Genomic DNA, 17,664 nt, shown 5'->3' on the forward strand with positions numbered 1-17,664 from the left:
CAGGAGACAAACCATGAAATTCCTGAACCTGCTGAAGGCCGTGTTGGTCGGCGGCGCGGCCCTCGCGGCCGCCCCGCAGGCCCAGGCGGCCGACTATCCGGTCAAGCCCATCACACTGATCGTGCCGTTTCCGGCCGGCTCCGGCACGGACGCCGTGGGCCGCATTTTCGGTTCCGAGCTGTCGGCCATCCTGGGCCAGCAGATCGTGGTGGAGAACAAGCCCGGGGCCAACGCCACCATCGCGGCCGCCTACGTGGCGCGCGCCAAGCCGGACGGCTACACGCTGTTCGTCACCACCAACACCTCGCACTCGGCCGCCCCCTGGCTGATGAAGAACGTGCCCTACGACCCGGTCAAGGACTTCACGCCGATCGCGCGCGGCGGCAACCTGCCCTTCATTCTGGTGGTCAACCCCAAGCGTCCGTGGAAGAACGTCGGCGAGCTGGTGGCCGACGCGCGCCAGCGCCCGGGCCGCATCACCTACGCCAGCGGCAACAGCACCGGCATCGTCGCCGGCGCAACCCTGGCCAACCGCGCCAAGATCGACATCCTGCACGTGCCCTACAAAGGCACGCCGCAGGCCCTGACCGACGTGGTCGGCGGCCAGGTGGACTTCATGTTCACCGACCTGGCCTCCGGCCTGCCCTTCGTGCAGTCGGGCCAGCTGCGGGCGCTGGCCGTGTCCACCGCCGAGCGCAGCGCCATCGTGCCGGAACTGCCCTCCATGGCCGAGGCCGGCGTGCGGGACTTCGACCTGAACTCCTGGAACGGCTATTTCGGCCCTGCCGGCCTGCCGCCGGAGATCGTCGCCAAGCTGAACGCGGCGATCAACCAGGTGGTGTCCAAGCCCGAGGTCAAGCAGCGCCTGGCCGGCCTGGGCTTCGACGCTTTCTCCGGCACGCCGCAGGACTTCGGCCGGTTCGTCGGAGAGCAGCGCGACCTGTGGGGCAAGCTGATCCGCGACGCGGGCATCCAGCAGCAATGAGCGCCCAGCCCACCCCCACCGCCGCCGGACCGCTCGCCGGCGTGCGCATCCTGGACCTGAGCTCGGTCGTCATGGGCCCCTACGCCACCCAGGTCCTGGGCGACCTGGGCGCCGACGTCATCAAGGTGGAGCCTCCCGCCGGCGACAACCTGCGCGCCGTCGGCCCCATGCGCAACCCCGGCATGGGCCACCTGTACCTGCACCTGAACCGCAACAAGCGCTCGGTGGTGCTGGACCTGAAAACGCCCGAGGGCCTGGAGGCCTGCCTCAAGCTGGCCGAAAGCTGCGACGCCCTGCTCTACAACATCCGCCCCCAGGCCATGGCGCGGCTGGGCCTGTCCTATGAGGCGGTGGCCGCGCGCAACCCGCGCATCGTGTACCTGGGCGCCTACGGCTTCAGCGAGGCCGGCCCCTACGCCGGACGGCCCGCCTACGACGACCTGATCCAGGGCCAGACCGGCATCGCCGCCCTCGCCGCCCAGCAAAGCGGCGAGCTGCCGCGCTACGCGCCGCTGACGCTGGCCGACCGCGCCGTCGGCCTGCACGTGGCCATCGCGCTGGTGTCGGCGGTGCTGCACGCCCGCGGCAGCGGGCGCGGCCAGCAGGTGGAGATCCCCATGTTCGAGGGCATGGCGCACATGATGCTGGGCGACCACCTGGGCGGCGCCACCTTCGAGCCGGCGCTGGGCCCCACCGGCTACGCCCGCCTGCTCGCGCCGCACCGCCGTCCCTACGCCACGGCCGACGGCTATATCTGCCTGCTGATCTACAACGACAAGCACTGGCGCAATTTCTTCGACCTGATCGGGCGGCCGGAATTGTGCGTGGACCCGCGCTTTTGCAGCCACGGCGCGCGCGCCGCCCATATCGACGAGGTCTATGCCTTCGTCGCCGACGTGATCGCGACGCGCGCCAGCCAGGAATGGCTGACCGAGCTGGCGCGGGCCGATATCCCGGCCTCGCAGCTCTACACGATCGACGGCCTGCTGCAGGACGAGCACCTGGCGGCCACCGGCTTCATCCGCCACGTGGACCACCCCAGCGAAGGCCCGATCCGCACGCCCGCCCCGCTGGGCCGTTACGAAGGCACCCCGACCGCCCTGCGCCGGCCCGCCCCGCGGCTGGGCCAGCACAGCCGCGAAGTACTGGAGCAGGCCGGCTACGACCGCGCCAGCATCAACGCCATGGCAGACCGTGGCATCACCCAGGATGGAAACGACTGATGGACTTTGAATTCACGCCCGAGCAACTGGCCCTGCGCGACGCCGTCGCCCGCATCTGCGAACGCTATCCCGACGAATACTGGCAGGAACGCGATCGCGAAGGCGGCTTTCCCGAGCCGCTGCACGCCGACCTGGCGCGCGACGGCTGGCTGGGCATCGCCATGCCGCCGGAATACGGCGGCGCCGGCCTGGGCATGACCGAGGCCGCGCTGATGATGCAGACCATCGCCGCCTCCGGCGCGGGCTTTACCGGCGCCTCGGCCGTGCACATGAACATCTTCGGGCTCAACCCCGTGGTGGTGTTCGGCAGCGACGAGCAGCGCCGCCGCTGGCTGGAGCCGCTCATCGCCGGCCGCGAGAAGGCGTGCTTCGCGGTGACCGAGCCCGACGCCGGCCTGGACACCACCAAGCTGGGCACGCGCGCCGTGCGCCAGGGCGACGAATACGTGGTGCACGGCCGCAAAATCTGGATCTCGACCGCCCAGGTCGCCCACAAGATGCTGCTGCTGGCGCGCACCACCCCGCTGTCGGAGGTGGAAAAACCCACCCAGGGCCTGTCGCTCTTCTATACAGACCTGGACCGCGAGCGCGTCGAGGTCCGCGAGATCGAGAAAATGGGCCGCAAGGCCGTGGATTCCAACATGCTGTTCATCGACGGCCTGCGGATTCCGGTGGCCGACCGCATCGGCGAGGAAGGCCGCGGCTTCGAATACATCCTGCACGGCCTGAACCCCGAGCGCATCCTGATCGCCGCCGAAGCCGTGGGCATCGGCCGCGCCGCGCTGGAACGGGCGGTGAAATACGCCGGCGAGCGCGTCGTGTTCGGCCGCCCGATAGGCCAGAACCAGGGCATCCAGCACCCGCTGGCCCAGGCCTGGATGCAGCTGGAGGCGGCCGACCTGATGGTGTACAAGGCCGCCAGCCTGTACGACGCCGGCAAGCCCTGCGGGCCCTATGCCAACAGCGCCAAATACCTGGCGGCCGAGGCCGGCTACAACGCCTGCCAGACCGCGGTGATGACGCTGGGCGGCATGGGCTACGCCAAGGAATACACGGTGGAACGCCTGCTGCGCGAGAGCTTCATCCCGCGCATCGCCCCGGTCAGCCCGCAGCTGATCATGTGCTTCATCGCCGAAAAAGTGCTGGGGCTGCCCAAGTCCTATTGAGCGCCAGGCAGGCTACGCCTGCTGCTCCAGCGCCGTGCAGGCCGAGCGCAGGATGCGGGCGTAGTTCTCCTGCTGGGGCTCGATGCGGTAGATCGGCCCGCCCACCGAGATGGCGTAGCGCTCGCCCGAGAGCGTGACCGGCCAGGCGATGGCGCCCACGTCGGCGATGGATTCGCCGCTGTTCATGAACCAGCCGCGCTCGCGCGAGCGCTCCAGGTCGGCCAGCAGCGCCTCGGGCGTGACCAGCGTGCGTTCGTTGTGGCGGGTCATGTGCATGCCGGCCAGCAGCGCGTCGCGGGCCGGCGCGTCCAGCACCGACAGCAGCGCCTTGCCCAGCGAATTGGCGTGTATGTCCTTGAACTCGCCGGCGACCGGCGCGTAGCGGATGGTGTGCGGCGAATCCAGCACGTCCAGGTACACCACCCGCCCGTCCTGGGTCAACTTGGCGAAAACCACGGTTTCGCGGGTCGCGTCGCGCAGCTCGGTCAGGCTGGGATACACCCGGTCCAGCACCGGATCGGCGCGCGCGATGCGCTGCGCCATGGCCAGCAGCCGGCCGGTGGGGTAATAGCCCTGGCGCCGCCCGGTTTCATATAGATAGCCCAGCCCGGTCAGGGTGCGGATCAGCGCCAGGCAGCTCGATACCGGGACGTCGAGCAGCCGGGCCAGCTCCGACAGCGGCAGCGCGCGCTTTTCGCGGGCGTAGGTTTCGATGATTTCAATGACTCGCAGCGCCGTCTTGACACTCATTGCCCCGTCCGAACCTTTACGTGTGAAACATCTGGCCCGCCGGACACTAAAGTTCCCCGCGGGCCTGCCGTAATGGTAGCTGAGAATTCCCTGAAACCCGCGCGTTCCACCCGGACGCCCGCAACGCAGTTGGAGTCATGATGGCCGTAACCCCGTTAGCCCCTGCATCGTTCGTTCCCTTGCAGGCCGCGCCCGCCCCCGTGGCGGCTGACCCGGCCGTCAGCGTCACGCCCCCCGCCGCTTCCGCCAATGGCGGCGGCGCCGGCAACGCAACCTCCGAGCAGGCCGACTCGAACAAGCTGCCCCTGGAAAAGGCCCTGGAGGAAATCAACCTCCAGATGAAGGCATGGTCCACCCGCCTGCAGTTCGAAATCGATCCGGACGTGCACCAGGTGGTGGTGTCGGTCGTGGACGCGGAATCGGGCGACGTGGTGCGCACGATACCCAGCGAGGCGGTGCTGAGGATCGCCAAGATGATCGTGAACATGCAGGGCAACGGCATCAAGACGAGTGCCTGAACACAGAATTAAAACGGCGTTTGACGCATGTTCAGCGCCAATCCGCCGCAGAAGCGTCGAATTAGGGTTGCCTTTTGCCCTTACACGCCAGATCGCCGGCCCCGTATTTTTGACAGAATCGCATTGCTAGGAAGGATTTCACATGGCTTCTATCACCAATCTCGGCTCGACCACCGGACTGCCCCTGGAGGAGATCCTCTCGAAACTGCAGGCCGCAGAAGACAAAAAGCTGAGCCTGTACACCAACCGTCAGGCCAGCTATGAGGCGCGCGTGAGCGCCTTCGGCCAGATCCAGAGCGCCGTGGAAGCCCTGCAGAAAGCCGCCGCCGCGCTGGGCAAGTCGTCCACGCTGGACGCCGTCAAGGCCAACGTCGTGGGCGACGGCCTGACCGCCACCGTCGGCGCAGACGGCGCGACCATGGGCGAGTACGCCATCAAGGTCAAGAACCTGGCGGCCGCCCAGACCCTGCAGTCCGGCAACGTCGGCGACCGCACCGCCTCCAACGGCGCCGACGGCTCGTTCGAGATCGAGCTCACCAACGGCGAGAAGCACACCGTCAACCTGAACGGCGACACCTCGCTCAACGGCATCGCCAAGGCCATCAACAGCGATGACAAGGCCGGCGTGCGCGCCACCATCATCACCAACGAAAACGGCAGCTACCTGATGCTGAGCGCCAAGGACACCGGCGTGCAGGCCTCGGTCAAGTCCATCACCGTGACCGGCGACCAGAAGCTGCAGGACATCCTGAGCTACAACTCCGGCACCGGCGCCCAGCTCACGCAGCAGACCGCCGCCGCCGACTCCGAGATCGAAATCAACGGCATCACCGTCAAGAGCGGCAGCAACAACGTCTCCACCGCCATCGACGGCATCACGCTGAACCTCACCGCCCTGACCGGCAAGGACAGCGTCACCGGGGCCGACAAGGTCGTCACCCTCAAGCTCGAAGGCGACACCACCGTGGCCAGCAAGGCGGTCAAGGACTTCGTCGACGCCTACAACGCGCTGCAAACCACGATCGGTAAGCACACGGCCTTCGACGTCGCCGCCCAGACCAACCAGGCCCTGACCGGCGACAGCACCGCCCGCGGCATCCAGTCGTCCATGTCCAACGCGCTGCAGGTGGTCACCTCCGAAGGCTCGCTGCGTTCGCTGGCCGACCTCGGCATCACCATGGACCCCAAGACCGGCCAGCTCAAGCTGGACCAGAAGGAACTGGACAAGGCCCTGGCCGAGAACCCCGCCGACGTCAAGCGCATCATGACCGCGCCCGACGGCCTCGCCGCCCGCTTCGACGCCGCCACCAAGGCGGTGCTGGGCAGCAATGGCTCCATCAAGATCAGCCAGGACGGCCTGAACGAATCCATCAAGGACGTCAAGGACCAGCTGGCCCGCGCCAAGGCCTCCAGCACCGCGGCCATGGATGCGATGCGCGCCCAATTCATCGCTCTGGACAAGTTCGTCTCGCAGCAGACTGTCACGGCCAACTACCTGACCCAGCAGTTCGCGGCCATGAGCAAATCCAAGTAATTTATAGAAGATGCATTCATGACTTACGCCGCCCGCCGCCCCACCGGCTCCTACTCGGTGCGTTCCTATGCCGACATCGGCCTGGAGACCCAGGTCCTGGGCGCCAGCCCGGAAAGGCTGATTTCACTGCTGTACATGGGCGCCCGGGCGGCGATCGGGCAGGCCCGCCTTCACCTCCAGGAAGGCCGGGCGACGGAACGCGGGGCGGCCATCTCGAAGGCGATCAAGATCGTCGACGAAGGCCTGAAGACCGGACTGAACATGGACGCGGGCGGCGAAATCGCCGCCAATCTGGCCCGCCTCTACGACTACATCGTCCGCACGCTGCTGCTGGCGAACCTGCGCGCCGACGCCGCCGCGCTCGACACCGCCGACCGCCTGCTGGGGGATCTGGCCGAAGCCTGGCAGACGTCCATCGACCGCTCCGCCGTCGGCTTGCAGACCTGAAGGGCGGCTTACGCTCACCGCCCAGCCCTCGAACGCCCGAGATTTCCATGACGTCCATTACCCAGTACACCTCGCCCATCCTGGAGCACTACCAGGAGATCGCTCTCATCACGGGAGAAATGCTTGCGGCCGCCCAGGTGGGCGACTGGGACGGAGCCATGCAACATGGCCAGCAGTACTGCGAACGGGTCGAGCGCCTGCGCCTGCTGGAATCCAGGACGCCGCTGGACGAATCCGGCCGCGCCATCAAGTACGACCTGCTGGTGCGCATCCTGGAAAACGACGCGCAGACGCGCGACCTGGCGTTGCCGCAGCTGGCGCGGCTGGGCGAACTGCTGGGCCGCATGAAGCGCCAGCAGACCCTGCTTTCCGCCTACGGCCACCAGGCGCCTGAAGAATGAGCGTAGGCCCCGCCGCACTCGGCAACGTCCTGGTGCAGCGGCTGGACGCCGTGCTCGGCACGACGATGTCCGCCGCCAACGCGAACCTGGCTTCCGGCGCGCGGCCGGACGCGGTCAGCCAGCCCGGCAGCCTGGACCGATCCGGCTCCGCCGACGGCTCGGCGCGCGATCCGCGCCAGGGCGTGCAAGGCGGCGGCGCCCGCGGCGAACGCCAGAATCCGGTCGTGGACGCCAAGACCGCCGCCGCGCTGGCCCTGGCGGCCCGCGGGCTGGTCACCAGCAGCGACACCACGGCCTCGGCCCCGACCACGCTGGGCACGACCGCGCGCACCATACTCGCCCTGCTGGCCCAATATCCCGAGGCCGCGCCCGCGCTGCAGGGCCGCGCGCCGCTGTGGACCGCCGGCACGCCCGCCGGGCAGGCCAGCGGCCAGGCCCCGGGCGCGCCTGCCCAGGCGCCCGCGGGCCAGCCGGCGCAACCCGCCCAAGCCGCCCCATCGGGACAGCCGGCGCCGCCCGCGGCCCAGGTTCCCGCTCCCGCCGCCGGCAAGCCCGAGCTGCCCGCCGTGCCAACCGCCGCGCTGCGCGGCGCCGATGCCGCGGTCCAGGCGCATGCGGCCGCCGCCCCCAGCGCGCGCGTGCTGGGCCAGGCCTTGCGCCAGGCGCTGCAGACCAGCGGCCTCTTCTATGAATCGCACTTGACCGACATGGTCTACGGCCGGACCTCTCCCGCCCAGTTGCGCGAAGAGCCGCAAGCCCGGCTGGACCCGAACGCGGCGGCGAACAACACCGCAAACGCCCCGGCGCCGGCGCGTGCACGCGGCGAAACGCCCGCCCCGGCGCGCGCCAGCGGCGCGGACCCCGCGTCCCCGGCCCCCGCCGGCGGTTCGTCCTCCGCGCCGGGCGCGCCCATCGCCGGCATCCACCAGGACCTCACCGTGCTGGTTCGCCAGCAGCTCGACGTGCTGGCCAACCAGGCGCTGGCCTGGCAGGGCGAGGCCTGGCCCGGCACGCCCATGGAATGGGAAGTCGAACGCGAGCCCTATGGCGGCGACCCCGAAGCCGCCACGTCCACCTGGGCCACCCGGGTGAAGCTGGACCTGCCGCGCCTGGGCCTCGTCGACGCCCGCCTGAACCTGGCCGGCGACCAGCTGGTGCTGCAGCTCGTCGCGCCTCACAGCGCGTCCGAACTCCAGGACGACTCGGACACGCTGCGTTCGCGCCTGCTGGCCGCGGGCCTGACCCTGAGCAATCTGTCGGTGAGCGTGGTCGAGCCGCGCCCCGTGATTCCGGCTGATATCTGATGCGCACGCCCGCCGATCCCGGCTCCCATCCCGATCCGAACGCCAACCGCAACGCCGCGGTCGCCATTTCCTACGAGGAAAAGGACGGCGCGCCGCGCGTGGTGGCCAAGGGCTACGGCCAGCTGGCCGACACCATCGTCCGCGCCGCGCGCGACAACGGCCTTTATGTCCACGAGTCGCGCGAACTCGTCGGCCTGCTGATGCAGGTGGACCTGGACGCCCAGATTCCGCCCCAACTCTACGTAGCGGTGGCAGAATTGCTGGCCTGGCTGTATCGCCTGGAATCGCGCGACATGCCCGAGACCGCGCCCACGGCCTGACCCTCAAATCAAGGACGATCATCGTGTTGGACGCCAGCGATCCGGAATTCCTGCTGACCCGCCCCGAAGACATGCGCGCGGCCCTGTTCGAGCTGACGCACCCCGACAGCCACATCCTGGTGCGCGACGCCGCGGATCGCGAAATCGCCGTGCTCATCCTCGGCGCGGACAAGCAGAGCCTGCAGTTCTTCTGGCGGCCGCGCGACTACGCCGGCGCCGATTTCCAGCAGTCCGACAGCATGGGCCTGTTGAGCGGCACCAATTTCTATTTCCACGCCACGGCCTACGGCGGCGTGCAGATCCGCTTCCGCGTGGCGCGGCCCGACGTGATCCAGTTCGACGACGGCAGCGCCGCCCTGGTGTCGCCGTTTCCCGAGCGCCTGGCCCGCATCCAACGCCGCAAGATGTTCCGCGCCTCGCTGATCGCCAACGCCGCCATGTGCCATGCGAGCTGGCAGGCCGAGCCCGGCAAGCCCGCCTGTCGCTTCACGGTGCGCGACATCTCCGTCGACGGCGTGGGCCTGCGCGCCGTCATGGAAGTCGGCGCCCTGCCCGCGCGCGGCACGGTGATGAAGAACGTGGAACTGGATTTCGGCCAGCTCGGCAAGATCAGCGCCGACCTGGAAGTGCGCAATGTGTATCCGGTGTCGGGACAGCCCATGGCGCAGGATGCCGGCGCCGACGGCGCCGCGCCGCGCCATGTGTCGCTGACCGGCGAACCGGCCGTCAGCCACCTGGGCGCCATGTTCCTGGACCTGAGCGCGCGCCAGGAGAACTGGCTGCAGCAGGTCGTGTGGCGCCTGGAGCGAGGCGCGCAGCGCACTTGAAACCGGGGCCGCTCGGCCCCGCGGAATCAGACGGACATCGAGGAGATTTCCTTGTAGGCCGCAACCAGCTTGTTGCGCACCTGCACCGCCGTCTGGAAGCCGATGCTGGCTTTCTGCATGTCGATGATGACGTCGTTGAGCGAGATGTCGGGCGCGCCCAGCTCGAAGGCCTTGGCCTGGGCCGTGGCCGCGTTCTGCGCGCCCGTGACGCGGCGGATGGAGCGCTGCAGCTCGGCGGCGAAGCCGTCCGGCTGGGCGACGCTTTCGCCGGCGGAGAGATTGCCGGTCTGCGCCTTGCTGACGACCGCGCGCATCTGCTGGAGCATGCTTTCGATGCCGGACAAGCCTGATACAGCCATTACTGGTTCCTTGCTGATGGGGATTACGCCGAATATGCGCACAGCGTAACGCCGGACGCGCGCGGCCATAGCCCACAAGAAGCGCCAAAAACCCCGACATTTCCGCGAATGCGCCCGACTCGGTCCGGCGGCGCGGCCGGCCTGCGCGTCCGGCCGCCGACATAGGGGATAAGTAACGCCAAAAACCCGTCGTTTTCGACGATTGGGATTGCCGTCTCAGGGGCAATAATCCACGCTCTCCCCAGACCAGAAGCACGTTGCATGTGTAATCTGCCCTACCAAGACATGAAGCTCCATTCCCAGCTCCGCGTAGCCAGCGGGAGCCGTCGATGACCCAGCAGGCCACCCTGAGCTCGTCGCTGCTGACCCGGTTTCCCGTGCTGGAAAAGGTGCGCGCGCTGCCCAAGCCCCTCCTGCTCGGCGCGGCGGCCGGCCTCGTCGCAGTCGTCGTCGCCGTGGCGATGTGGAGCAGCGAGCCCAATTACAAAGTCCTGTTCTCCAACCTGGACGACCGCGACGGCGGCGCCATCGTGACGGCGCTGGGCGCGATGAACGTGCCCTACCGCTATAACGACGCCGGCACCGCCGTGCTGGTGCCGGCCGACCGCGTCTACGACGCCCGCCTGCAGCTGGCCTCCCAGGGGCTGCCGCGCGGCGGCAACGTCGGCTTCGAACTGATGGACAACGCCCGCTTCGGCGCCAGCCAGTTCGCCGAGCAGATCAACTACCAGCGCGGCCTCGAAGGCGAGCTGGCGCGCTCGATCGAAGCCATGCACACCGTGCAGCAGGCCCGCGTGCACCTGGCCATGCCGCGCCAGTCGCTGTTCGTGCGCGAGCGCCAGGCGCCCACCGCCTCGGTGCTGCTCAACGTCTACCCCGGCCGCAGCCTGAGCGACGCCCAGGTCTCCGCGATCTCCTGGCTGGTGGCCTCCAGCGTTCCCGAACTGACCGCCGAAAACGTCTCCATCGTCGACCAGAACGGCCGCCTGCTGTCGGCTCCGCTGGGCGAAGGCCGCGGCATGGACGCCGACCAGATGCGCTTCGTGCGCGAACTGGAACAGCGCACGGTCGAACGCATCCTCACCATCCTGAATCCGCTGGTCGGCCCGGGCAACGTGCACGCGCAGGCCAGCGCCGACGTCGACTTCGCGCGTCGCGAGGAAACCTCGGAGGTCTACCGCCCCAACCAGGAGCCCGGCCAGGCCGCCGTGCGCAGCCAGCAGACCAGCGACTCCACCCAGCGCGGCGTCAACCCCGCCCAGGGCGTGCCCGGCGCGCTGTCGAACCAGGCCCCGGCCAACGCCCAGGCGCCCATCGTCAACCCGCCCCAGCCGCAGCGTCCGGGCCAGCCGCCGCAGCAAGCGGCCAACGCCCAGGGCCAGGCGCAGGGCGCGCAGCAGACCGGCACGCAGACGGCCGCCGCCAACGTCAACGAACGCCGCGACGCGACCACCAACTACGAAGTCGATCGCACCATCAGCCACATCAAGCAGCCGGTGGGCATGCTCAAGCGCCTGTCGGTCGCCGTGGTCGTCAACTATATCCGCGACAAGGACGGTGAGCCGCAGGCCCTGCCGCCCGAAGAGCTCACCAAGCTCACCAACCTGGTGCGCGAAGCCATGGGCTACTCCGAAGCGCGCGGCGATTCGCTGAACCTGGTCAACAGCCAGTTCAACGACGGCCCGCCGCCGGTGCCGGTGTGGCGCGATCCGGAAATGATCGCCCTGTTCAAGACGATCCTGGCCTGGCTGGTCGGCGGCGTGCTGGCGCTGTGGCTGTACCGCGTGCTGCGCCGCACGGTGGGCAACTACCTGTACCCGCCGGTCGATCCCGAGCAGGCCGAGGCCGAACGCATCGAGGCGGCCCGCGAGGCCCAGGAAACGGCCCGCGCCAAGGAAGTCGACCGCTACCAGGACAACCTGCAGCGCGCCCGCACGATGGCCGAAAAAGACCCGCGCGCCGTCGCGATGGTGCTGCGCACTTGGATAAGCAAAGATGAAAAATGATTCCACGCCGCTCGACGGCATGACGCGCAGCGCCGTCCTGATGATGTCGCTGGGCGAGGACGCCGCCGCCGAAGTGTTCAAGTACCTCACCGCCCGTGAGGTCCAGCAGGTCGGCGCGGCCATGGCCACCCTCAAGCAGGTCACCCGCAACGACGTGGCCGTGGTGCTGGAAGAATTCCGCCAAGAGGCCGACCAGTTCATGGCCGTCACGCTGGGCTCGGACGACTACATCCGCACCGTGCTGACCAAGGCGCTGGGCAGCGACCGCGCCGCCGGCCTGATCGAGGACATCCTGGAAGCCGGCGAAGGCGGCAGCGGCATCGACGCGCTGAACTGGCTGGACCCGACCACCGTGGCCGAACTCATCGGCGACGAGCATCCGCAGATCATCGCCACCATCCTGGTGCACCTGGAGCGCGACCGCGCCGCCGGCGTGCTGGCGCTGCTGACCGACCGCCTGCGCAACGACGTGATGCTGCGCATCGCCACCTTCGGCGGCGTGCAGCCCGCGGCCCTGTCGGAACTGACCGAGGTGCTGAATTCCGTGCTCGCCGGCCAGGGCGCCAAGCGCAGCAAGATGGGCGGCGTGCGCACCGCGGCCGAGATCCTGAACATGATGAACTCGGCCGAAGAGGAAACCGTGGTCGCCAGCCTGCGCGAGCGCGACAACGACCTGGCGCAGAAGATCATCGACGAGATGTTCGTGTTCGACAACCTGCTCGACGTCGAAGACCGCGCCATCCAGCTCATCCTCAAGGAAATCGACAACGACACCCTCATGGTCGCGCTCAAGGGCGCGCCCGAAGAGCTGCGCGCCAAGTTCCTGCGCAACATGTCCAGCCGCGCCGCCGAAATGCTGCGTGAGGACCTCGAGGCGCAGGGCCCGATCCGCATGTCCAAGGTCGAGGCCGAACAGAAGAAGATCCTGCAGATCGCGCGCCGCCTGGCCGAAAGCGGCCAGATCGTCCTGGGCAACCAGGGGGACGACACCTATGTCTGACGCGGACAGCCTCGCCGCTGCGCCGATCTCGCGCAGCGCCGCCTGGCGGCGCTGGCAGATGCTGTCGTTCGACGAGCCCGCGGCCGTCGAGGCCGAGCCCGAGCCGCAGCCCGATCCCGGCCCCGACCCCGAAGTCGTCATGGCGCAGCTGCGCGCCCAGGCGATGGCCGAGGGCCGCGAGGCCGGCCACGCCGAAGGCCATGCCGCCGGCCTGGAAGCCGGCCGCCAGGCGGGCTTCGAAGCCGGGCTGGCCGCCGGCCGCGAACAGGGCTACGCCGAAGGCCTGGCCCAGGCGCGCGAACAGGCCGCCGCCGAGGCGCAGCAGCTGCACGCGCTGATGCAGTCCTGCGCGGCCTCGCTCGGCGCGCTCGAGGAAAAAATGGGCCAGGGCCTGCTGACCCTGGCGCTGGACATCGCGCAGCAGGTCGTGCGCACCACGCTGGCCGAACAGCCCGAGGCCGTCGCCGCCGCCGTGCGCGAAGTGCTGCACATCAACCCCTCGGCCGGCGGCCAGATGCGGTTGTGGGCCAACCCGCAAGACATCGAACTCATCCGCCTGCACCTGGCCGACGAGCTGAAAGAAGGCCACTGGCGCGTGCTCGCCGACGAGTCCATCACGCGCGGCGGCTGCCGCGCCGAGACGCCCTTCGGCGACATCGACGCCACGCTGCAGACGCGCTGGCGCCGGGTCGCGGCCTCGCTCGGACGCAACGTGGCCTGGGAGGACCCGGCGTGAACGGCAAGCCGCAGCCTACGCCGGCCGCACCTACGCCGGCCGCACCGGTGATCGACCGCTGGCAGACCCAGCTGCAGATCGGCTCGATCCGCGCCGCCTCGACCGACCCCTGGCTGGTCAGCGGCAAGATCACGCGCGCCACCGGACTGGTACTGCACGCCACCGGGCTGCGCCTGCCGGTGGGCGCGGCCGCGCGCATCGAAATCGCGCGCGGCCACGACCACTGGGCCGACGCCGAAGTCGTGGGCTTCGACGGCCACACGCTGTACCTGATGCCCCAGGCCGACATCTCCGGCCTGCCGCCCGGCGCCCGCGTGGTGCCCGGCGAGCCGCCGGTGCAGCGCCAGATTCCCCTGCCGCGCAAGGCCGAACTCAACGGCAACGCCAAGCCCCAGCTGGGCCGCCACCTGCCCGTGGGCAACGCGCTGCTGGGCCGGGTGCTCGACGGCGCCGGCCGGCCGCTGGACGGCCTGGGCCCGCTGACCGGCGCCGAACTCGCGCCGCTCTCGGCCCAGCCCATCAATCCCTTGTCGCGCGCGCCCATCGACACCGTGCTCGACACCGGCGTGCGCGCCATCAACGGCCTGCTCACGGTGGGCCGCGGCCAGCGCATGGGCCTGTTCGCCGGCTCCGGCGTGGGCAAGAGCGTGCTGCTGGGCATGATGGCCCGCTACACCAAGGCCGACGTGATCGTGGTGGGCCTGATCGGCGAGCGCGGCCGCGAAGTCAAGGAATTCATCGAACACAACCTGGGTCCGGAAGGCCTGGCCCGCTCGGTCGTGGTGGCCGCGCCGGCCGACGTGTCGGCGCTGCTGCGCCTGCAGGGCGCGGCCTACGCCACCCGGCTGGCCGAACACTTCCGCGACCAGGGCCTGGACGTGCTGCTCATCATGGACTCGCTGACCCGCTACGCCATGGCGCAGCGCGAGATCGCGCTGGCCATCGGCGAGCCGCCGGCCACCAAGGGCTATCCGCCCTCGGTCTTCGCCAAGCTGCCCACGCTGGTCGAACGCGCCGGCATGGGCGCGCCCGGCCCGTCCGGCAAGGCCGGCTCCATCACGGCCTTCTATACCGTGCTGGCCGAAGGCGACGACCAGCAGGACCCCATCGCCGACTCGGCGCGCGCCATCCTGGACGGCCACGTGGTGCTGTCGCGCCACCTGGCCGAGGCCGGCCACTACCCCGCCATCGACATCGAGGCGTCGATCTCGCGCGCCATGACCGCGCTGATCCCGCCGGAACAGTTCGCCGTGGTGCGCCGCTTCAAGCAAACCCTGTCGCGCTACCAGCGCAACCGCGACCTGATCGCCGTGGGCGCCTACGCCGCCGGCAACGATCCGCAGCTCGACGACGCCATCGCCCGCTATCCGCGGCTGGAAGCCTTCCTGCAGCAGGACATCGGCGAAAACATCGGCTACGAAGACGCCATCGGCCAGTTGCGCGCAACCTTCGAGATGAGAGCGACTTATGCCTAGCCAACTGCCCCTGGACATGCTCATCAACCTGGCCAAGGAAAGCACGGACGAAGCCGCCCGCCTGCTGGGCCGGCTCAACGCCGAGCGCGGCAACGCCGAGCGCCAGCTCGGCATGCTGCACGACTACCGCCAGGACTACCTGACGCGCCTGCAACAGGCGATGGTCAGCGGCATGTCGGCCAGCGACTGCCACAACTACCAGCGCTTCATCGGCACCCTGGACGACGCCATCGGCCAGCAGCAGGCGGTGCTGCGCCAGGCCGACGAAAACCTGGCCAAGGGCCGCCAGCACTGGCAGCAGGAAAAGCGCAAGCTCAACTCCTACGACGCGCTGGCCCAGCGCGAAGTGCGCGCCCGGGCGGTGGCCGAATCGCGCCGCGAACAGCGCGCCAACGACGAATACTCGGCCCGCCTGGTCCAGCGCCAGGCCGGCATGCATTAAGCGATATCCCACAGGAAGCCCCAGATGAACGCTCCCCTGCCCCTGCCCTCCGTCGCGCCCGGCGCCAAGGCCTCGATCGCCGATGCGCTCGGCGCCCGGCCGACTCCCGCCAACCAGAAGGGCCCCAGCTTTTCCGAAGTGATGGCGCGCCAGCGCTCCGACCAGGAAGCTGGCTCGCGCCCCGCCGAGAGCCAGTCCAAGCCGCCGGCCAAGACGCCGGCCCGGAACCCGAACCCGGCCGAGCCCGCCGCGCATGCGGAAAACGCCGCCGCCGGCGCCATCGACGAAGCGGTGCAGACCGCCGCGCAGGGCGAGGCCGGCGCGCTGGCCGTGGCCGCGCAGACGACCGTGGTGTTGCCGCAGCAGGCGCTGGAAATCGCCGCCCAGGCCGCGCAACAGGTGCAGCTGGCGCGCGGCGACGCCGCGGCCGCCGCCAGCGCCATGGGCGCCGGCGCGGCCGTGCTGACCTCGGCGCTGGGCGCCGCGGACGCCGCCCTGGTCATGGGCGCGCCGGTCGCGGCCAGCGCCCAGCAGGCCCAGGCCGCCGCCGCGCAGATCGCGCGCGACGCCGAGGCGGCGCTGCCGGTGCTGACCGCCGCGGCCAAGCCCGGCAGCGCGCAGCAGGCGGCTCCGGCCGTTCCGGCAGCCATCCAGGCGCCGGCAGGCCGCCCCGCCGCGCCGCGCGCCGAGACGCCGCGCCTGGCGCCCGAGGCCGTGCTGCCCCAGGCCGCCCGCCAGCCGCAAGACGACGCCACGCCGCTGCGCGACGAAGCGCAGGCCGCCATCGCCGCGGCCGACCCGCAATTCCAGGCGCCGCAAGCTGGCGCCGCGCCCCACGAAGGCGTGGCCCAGGCCCTGGCCGCCGCCCAGCGTCCTGCCGCGCCCATCGCCAACCCCGCCGCCTTCGCCGCGCCCGCCATACCGCTGGTGATGCAGGTCTCCACCCCCGTGGGCGGCACGCACTGGGGCACCGAGCTCGGCCAGCAGATGGTCGTGATGAGCCACAACGTCCGCCAGGGCGTGCAGACCGCCGAACTGCGGCTCGACCCGCCCGACCTGGGCCCGCTGCGCGTCAGCCTGAATCTGGCCGACGGCGTGGCCAGCGCCTCGTTCGTGTCGGCCCATGCCTCCGTGCGCCATGCGGTCGAAGCCGCCATGCCGCAACTGCAGCAGGCGCTGGCCCAGGCCGGCATCTCGCTGGGCCAGACCAGCGTGGGCGAACAGTCCGCCCAGCAGGAGTTCGCGCAGCAAGGCGGCAACGGCTCGCAGCGCGGCGCGGGCGGCGCCGCCGCGGGCGCCGTGGCGGTGGCCGATGCGCCCGCCGCGGCCCTGCCGGCGCGCAACGCCAATGCGCTGGTCGACACCTTCGCCTGAACTGCCGGCGGCCCGCCGCCGGCAAGGCTGGCGGGCAGTGCAGCAATAGCTTGAGATACGCGGCTTTCGCCCTGTTTTTCGCCCCCAAGCCGGGGCGGCATTTGGGGCAGAATGCTTTCATCCACTAAGAACCCGTTTTCATCAGCGGCAAAATAAGCTTCGACACCGAGATGGCGACTACCAAAACCACACCCATGCCTGCGCGCGGCGCATCTACCCCCCGCCCGGGCGGCCTGGGCCGCATCCTGCGTCCGCTGCTGGCGCTACTGGTCCTGCTGCTCGTGGCCGCGGCCAGCGCCGGCGCCACCTGGTACATCTCCCAACGCCTGCAGCAGCAAGGCGCCGCGCCGGTCCAGCTGGGCGTCGGCCAGGTTCCCGCGGGCCAGCCCGGCCAGCCCGGAGCCGCCGGCCATGCCGGGCAAGGCCCGCAGGCCACGCCGGCCAACTTCGTCGCGCCGCCGGCCGCGCCCATCGCCGTGCCCGCCCCGATCTTCGTGCCGCTCGAACCCTTTACCGTCACGCTGCAGAACCCGGACACCGAACGCATCATGCACGTCGGCCTGACCCTGCGCGTCAGCGACGAGCAAAGCCGCAGCCGGCTCGAAAAGTACATGCCCGAAGTGCGCAGCCGCATCCTGATGGTGCTGTCTTCGCAATCGCCCGTCGGCGTCCAGACGCAGCAGGGCAAGACCGACATGGCCGAAGCCATCAAGCAGAGCGTCAACCGCCCGTTCTCGCCCCTGCCTGACGGCCAGTACGTCACCGACGTGCTCTTCACGGCGTTCGTGGTGCAATAA

19 protein-coding genes are annotated in these 17,664 nt (G+C 70.0%); 17 read left to right on the forward strand and 2 right to left on the reverse strand.

Annotation, left to right across the window (positions count from 1 at the left end; all coding sequences use genetic code 11):
* Positions 1–13 precede the first annotated feature (13 nt).
* The 3 genes from AC1M14_RS14870 to AC1M14_RS14880 are packed head-to-tail and all read left to right on the forward strand — an operon-like array spanning position 14 to position 3,374.
* Complete coding sequence (locus AC1M14_RS14870; RefSeq protein ID WP_181390866.1) at positions 14–985, forward strand: Bug family tripartite tricarboxylate transporter substrate binding protein; 972 nt, start codon at positions 14–16, stop codon at positions 983–985.
* Positions 982–2,208: a CaiB/BaiF CoA transferase family protein gene (locus AC1M14_RS14875; protein ID WP_102770935.1), complete on the forward strand. Its 1,227-nt coding sequence runs from the start codon at positions 982–984 to the stop codon at positions 2,206–2,208. The genes AC1M14_RS14870 and AC1M14_RS14875 overlap by 4 nt, the downstream gene beginning before the upstream one ends.
* Positions 2,208–3,374 (forward strand): acyl-CoA dehydrogenase family protein, encoded by a 1,167-nt coding sequence (locus tag AC1M14_RS14880; RefSeq protein WP_102770934.1) that lies wholly within the window; start codon positions 2,208–2,210, stop codon positions 3,372–3,374. Before AC1M14_RS14875 ends, AC1M14_RS14880 begins: the two co-directional genes overlap by 1 nt.
* Positions 3,375–3,386: 12 nt before the next feature.
* Here AC1M14_RS14880 and AC1M14_RS14885 read toward each other — a convergent pair whose 3' ends face one another.
* Positions 3,387–4,124, reverse strand: coding sequence for an IclR family transcriptional regulator (locus tag AC1M14_RS14885; protein WP_479729898.1), 738 nt, complete (start codon positions 4,122–4,124; stop codon positions 3,387–3,389).
* A 140-nt stretch (positions 4,125–4,264) separates the two neighbouring features.
* Between AC1M14_RS14885 and AC1M14_RS14890 the strand changes: the two genes are divergently transcribed.
* The 7 genes from AC1M14_RS14890 to AC1M14_RS14920 all read left to right on the forward strand — a co-directional run bounded on the left by AC1M14_RS14890 (position 4,265) and on the right by AC1M14_RS14920 (position 9,475).
* Positions 4,265–4,642, forward strand: coding sequence for a flagellar protein FlaG (locus tag AC1M14_RS14890; protein ID WP_102770932.1), 378 nt, complete (start codon positions 4,265–4,267; stop codon positions 4,640–4,642).
* Between the two features lie 142 nt (positions 4,643–4,784).
* The gene (fliD, locus tag AC1M14_RS14895; protein ID WP_102770931.1) at positions 4,785–6,176 is read left to right on the forward strand and encodes a flagellar filament capping protein FliD; all 1,392 of its coding nucleotides are present in this window, start codon (positions 4,785–4,787) and stop codon (positions 6,174–6,176) included.
* A gap of 18 nt (positions 6,177–6,194) precedes the next feature.
* Positions 6,195–6,623 (forward strand): flagellar export chaperone FliS, encoded by a 429-nt coding sequence (gene fliS / locus AC1M14_RS14900; protein WP_102770930.1) that lies wholly within the window; start codon positions 6,195–6,197, stop codon positions 6,621–6,623.
* A 47-nt stretch (positions 6,624–6,670) separates the two neighbouring features.
* Entirely contained in the window at positions 6,671–7,024 is a 354-nt protein-coding gene (locus AC1M14_RS14905) for a flagellar protein FliT (RefSeq protein WP_102770929.1), read from the forward strand.
* Positions 7,021–8,328: a flagellar hook-length control protein FliK gene (fliK, locus tag AC1M14_RS14910; protein ID WP_479729899.1), complete on the forward strand. Its 1,308-nt coding sequence runs from the start codon at positions 7,021–7,023 to the stop codon at positions 8,326–8,328. The genes AC1M14_RS14905 and fliK overlap by 4 nt, the downstream gene beginning before the upstream one ends.
* The gene (locus AC1M14_RS14915) at positions 8,328–8,648 is read left to right on the forward strand and encodes an EscU/YscU/HrcU family type III secretion system export apparatus switch protein (RefSeq protein WP_209166187.1); all 321 of its coding nucleotides are present in this window, start codon (positions 8,328–8,330) and stop codon (positions 8,646–8,648) included. Before fliK ends, AC1M14_RS14915 begins: the two co-directional genes overlap by 1 nt.
* 23 nt (positions 8,649–8,671) lie before the next feature.
* On the forward strand, positions 8,672–9,475 hold the full coding sequence (locus tag AC1M14_RS14920; protein ID WP_479729900.1) for a flagellar brake protein: 804 nt from the start codon (positions 8,672–8,674) through the stop codon (positions 9,473–9,475).
* Positions 9,476–9,501: 26 nt separating this feature from the next.
* On the opposite strand, the gene fliE is transcribed toward AC1M14_RS14920, so the two are convergent.
* Positions 9,502–9,834 (reverse strand): flagellar hook-basal body complex protein FliE, encoded by a 333-nt coding sequence (gene fliE, locus AC1M14_RS14925; protein ID WP_102770924.1) that lies wholly within the window; start codon positions 9,832–9,834, stop codon positions 9,502–9,504.
* A gap of 329 nt (positions 9,835–10,163) precedes the next feature.
* Between fliE and fliF the strand changes: the two genes are divergently transcribed.
* From fliF to fliL, 7 genes are all read left to right on the forward strand, one after another.
* Complete coding sequence (gene fliF, locus AC1M14_RS14930; RefSeq protein ID WP_479729901.1) at positions 10,164–11,840, forward strand: flagellar basal-body MS-ring/collar protein FliF; 1,677 nt, start codon at positions 10,164–10,166, stop codon at positions 11,838–11,840.
* Positions 11,830–12,840: a flagellar motor switch protein FliG gene (gene fliG / locus AC1M14_RS14935; RefSeq protein ID WP_102770922.1), complete on the forward strand. Its 1,011-nt coding sequence runs from the start codon at positions 11,830–11,832 to the stop codon at positions 12,838–12,840. The genes fliF and fliG overlap by 11 nt, the downstream gene beginning before the upstream one ends.
* Positions 12,833–13,576, forward strand: coding sequence for a flagellar assembly protein FliH (gene fliH, locus AC1M14_RS14940; protein ID WP_102770921.1), 744 nt, complete (start codon positions 12,833–12,835; stop codon positions 13,574–13,576). The genes fliG and fliH overlap by 8 nt, the downstream gene beginning before the upstream one ends.
* Positions 13,573–15,051, forward strand: a complete 1,479-nt coding sequence (gene fliI / locus AC1M14_RS14945; RefSeq protein ID WP_479729902.1) for a flagellar protein export ATPase FliI — start codon at positions 13,573–13,575, stop codon at positions 15,049–15,051. The genes fliH and fliI overlap by 4 nt, the downstream gene beginning before the upstream one ends.
* Positions 15,044–15,493, forward strand: a complete 450-nt coding sequence (gene fliJ / locus AC1M14_RS14950; RefSeq protein ID WP_102770919.1) for a flagellar export protein FliJ — start codon at positions 15,044–15,046, stop codon at positions 15,491–15,493. Before fliI ends, fliJ begins: the two co-directional genes overlap by 8 nt.
* Before the next feature lie 24 nt (positions 15,494–15,517).
* Positions 15,518–16,867, forward strand: a complete 1,350-nt coding sequence (locus tag AC1M14_RS14955) for a flagellar hook-length control protein FliK (RefSeq protein ID WP_479729903.1) — start codon at positions 15,518–15,520, stop codon at positions 16,865–16,867.
* A gap of 170 nt (positions 16,868–17,037) precedes the next feature.
* Entirely contained in the window at positions 17,038–17,664 is a 627-nt protein-coding gene (gene fliL, locus AC1M14_RS14960) for a flagellar basal body-associated protein FliL (RefSeq protein ID WP_168202123.1), read from the forward strand.

This window comes from Achromobacter sp. SX5 (assembly GCF_056711425.1).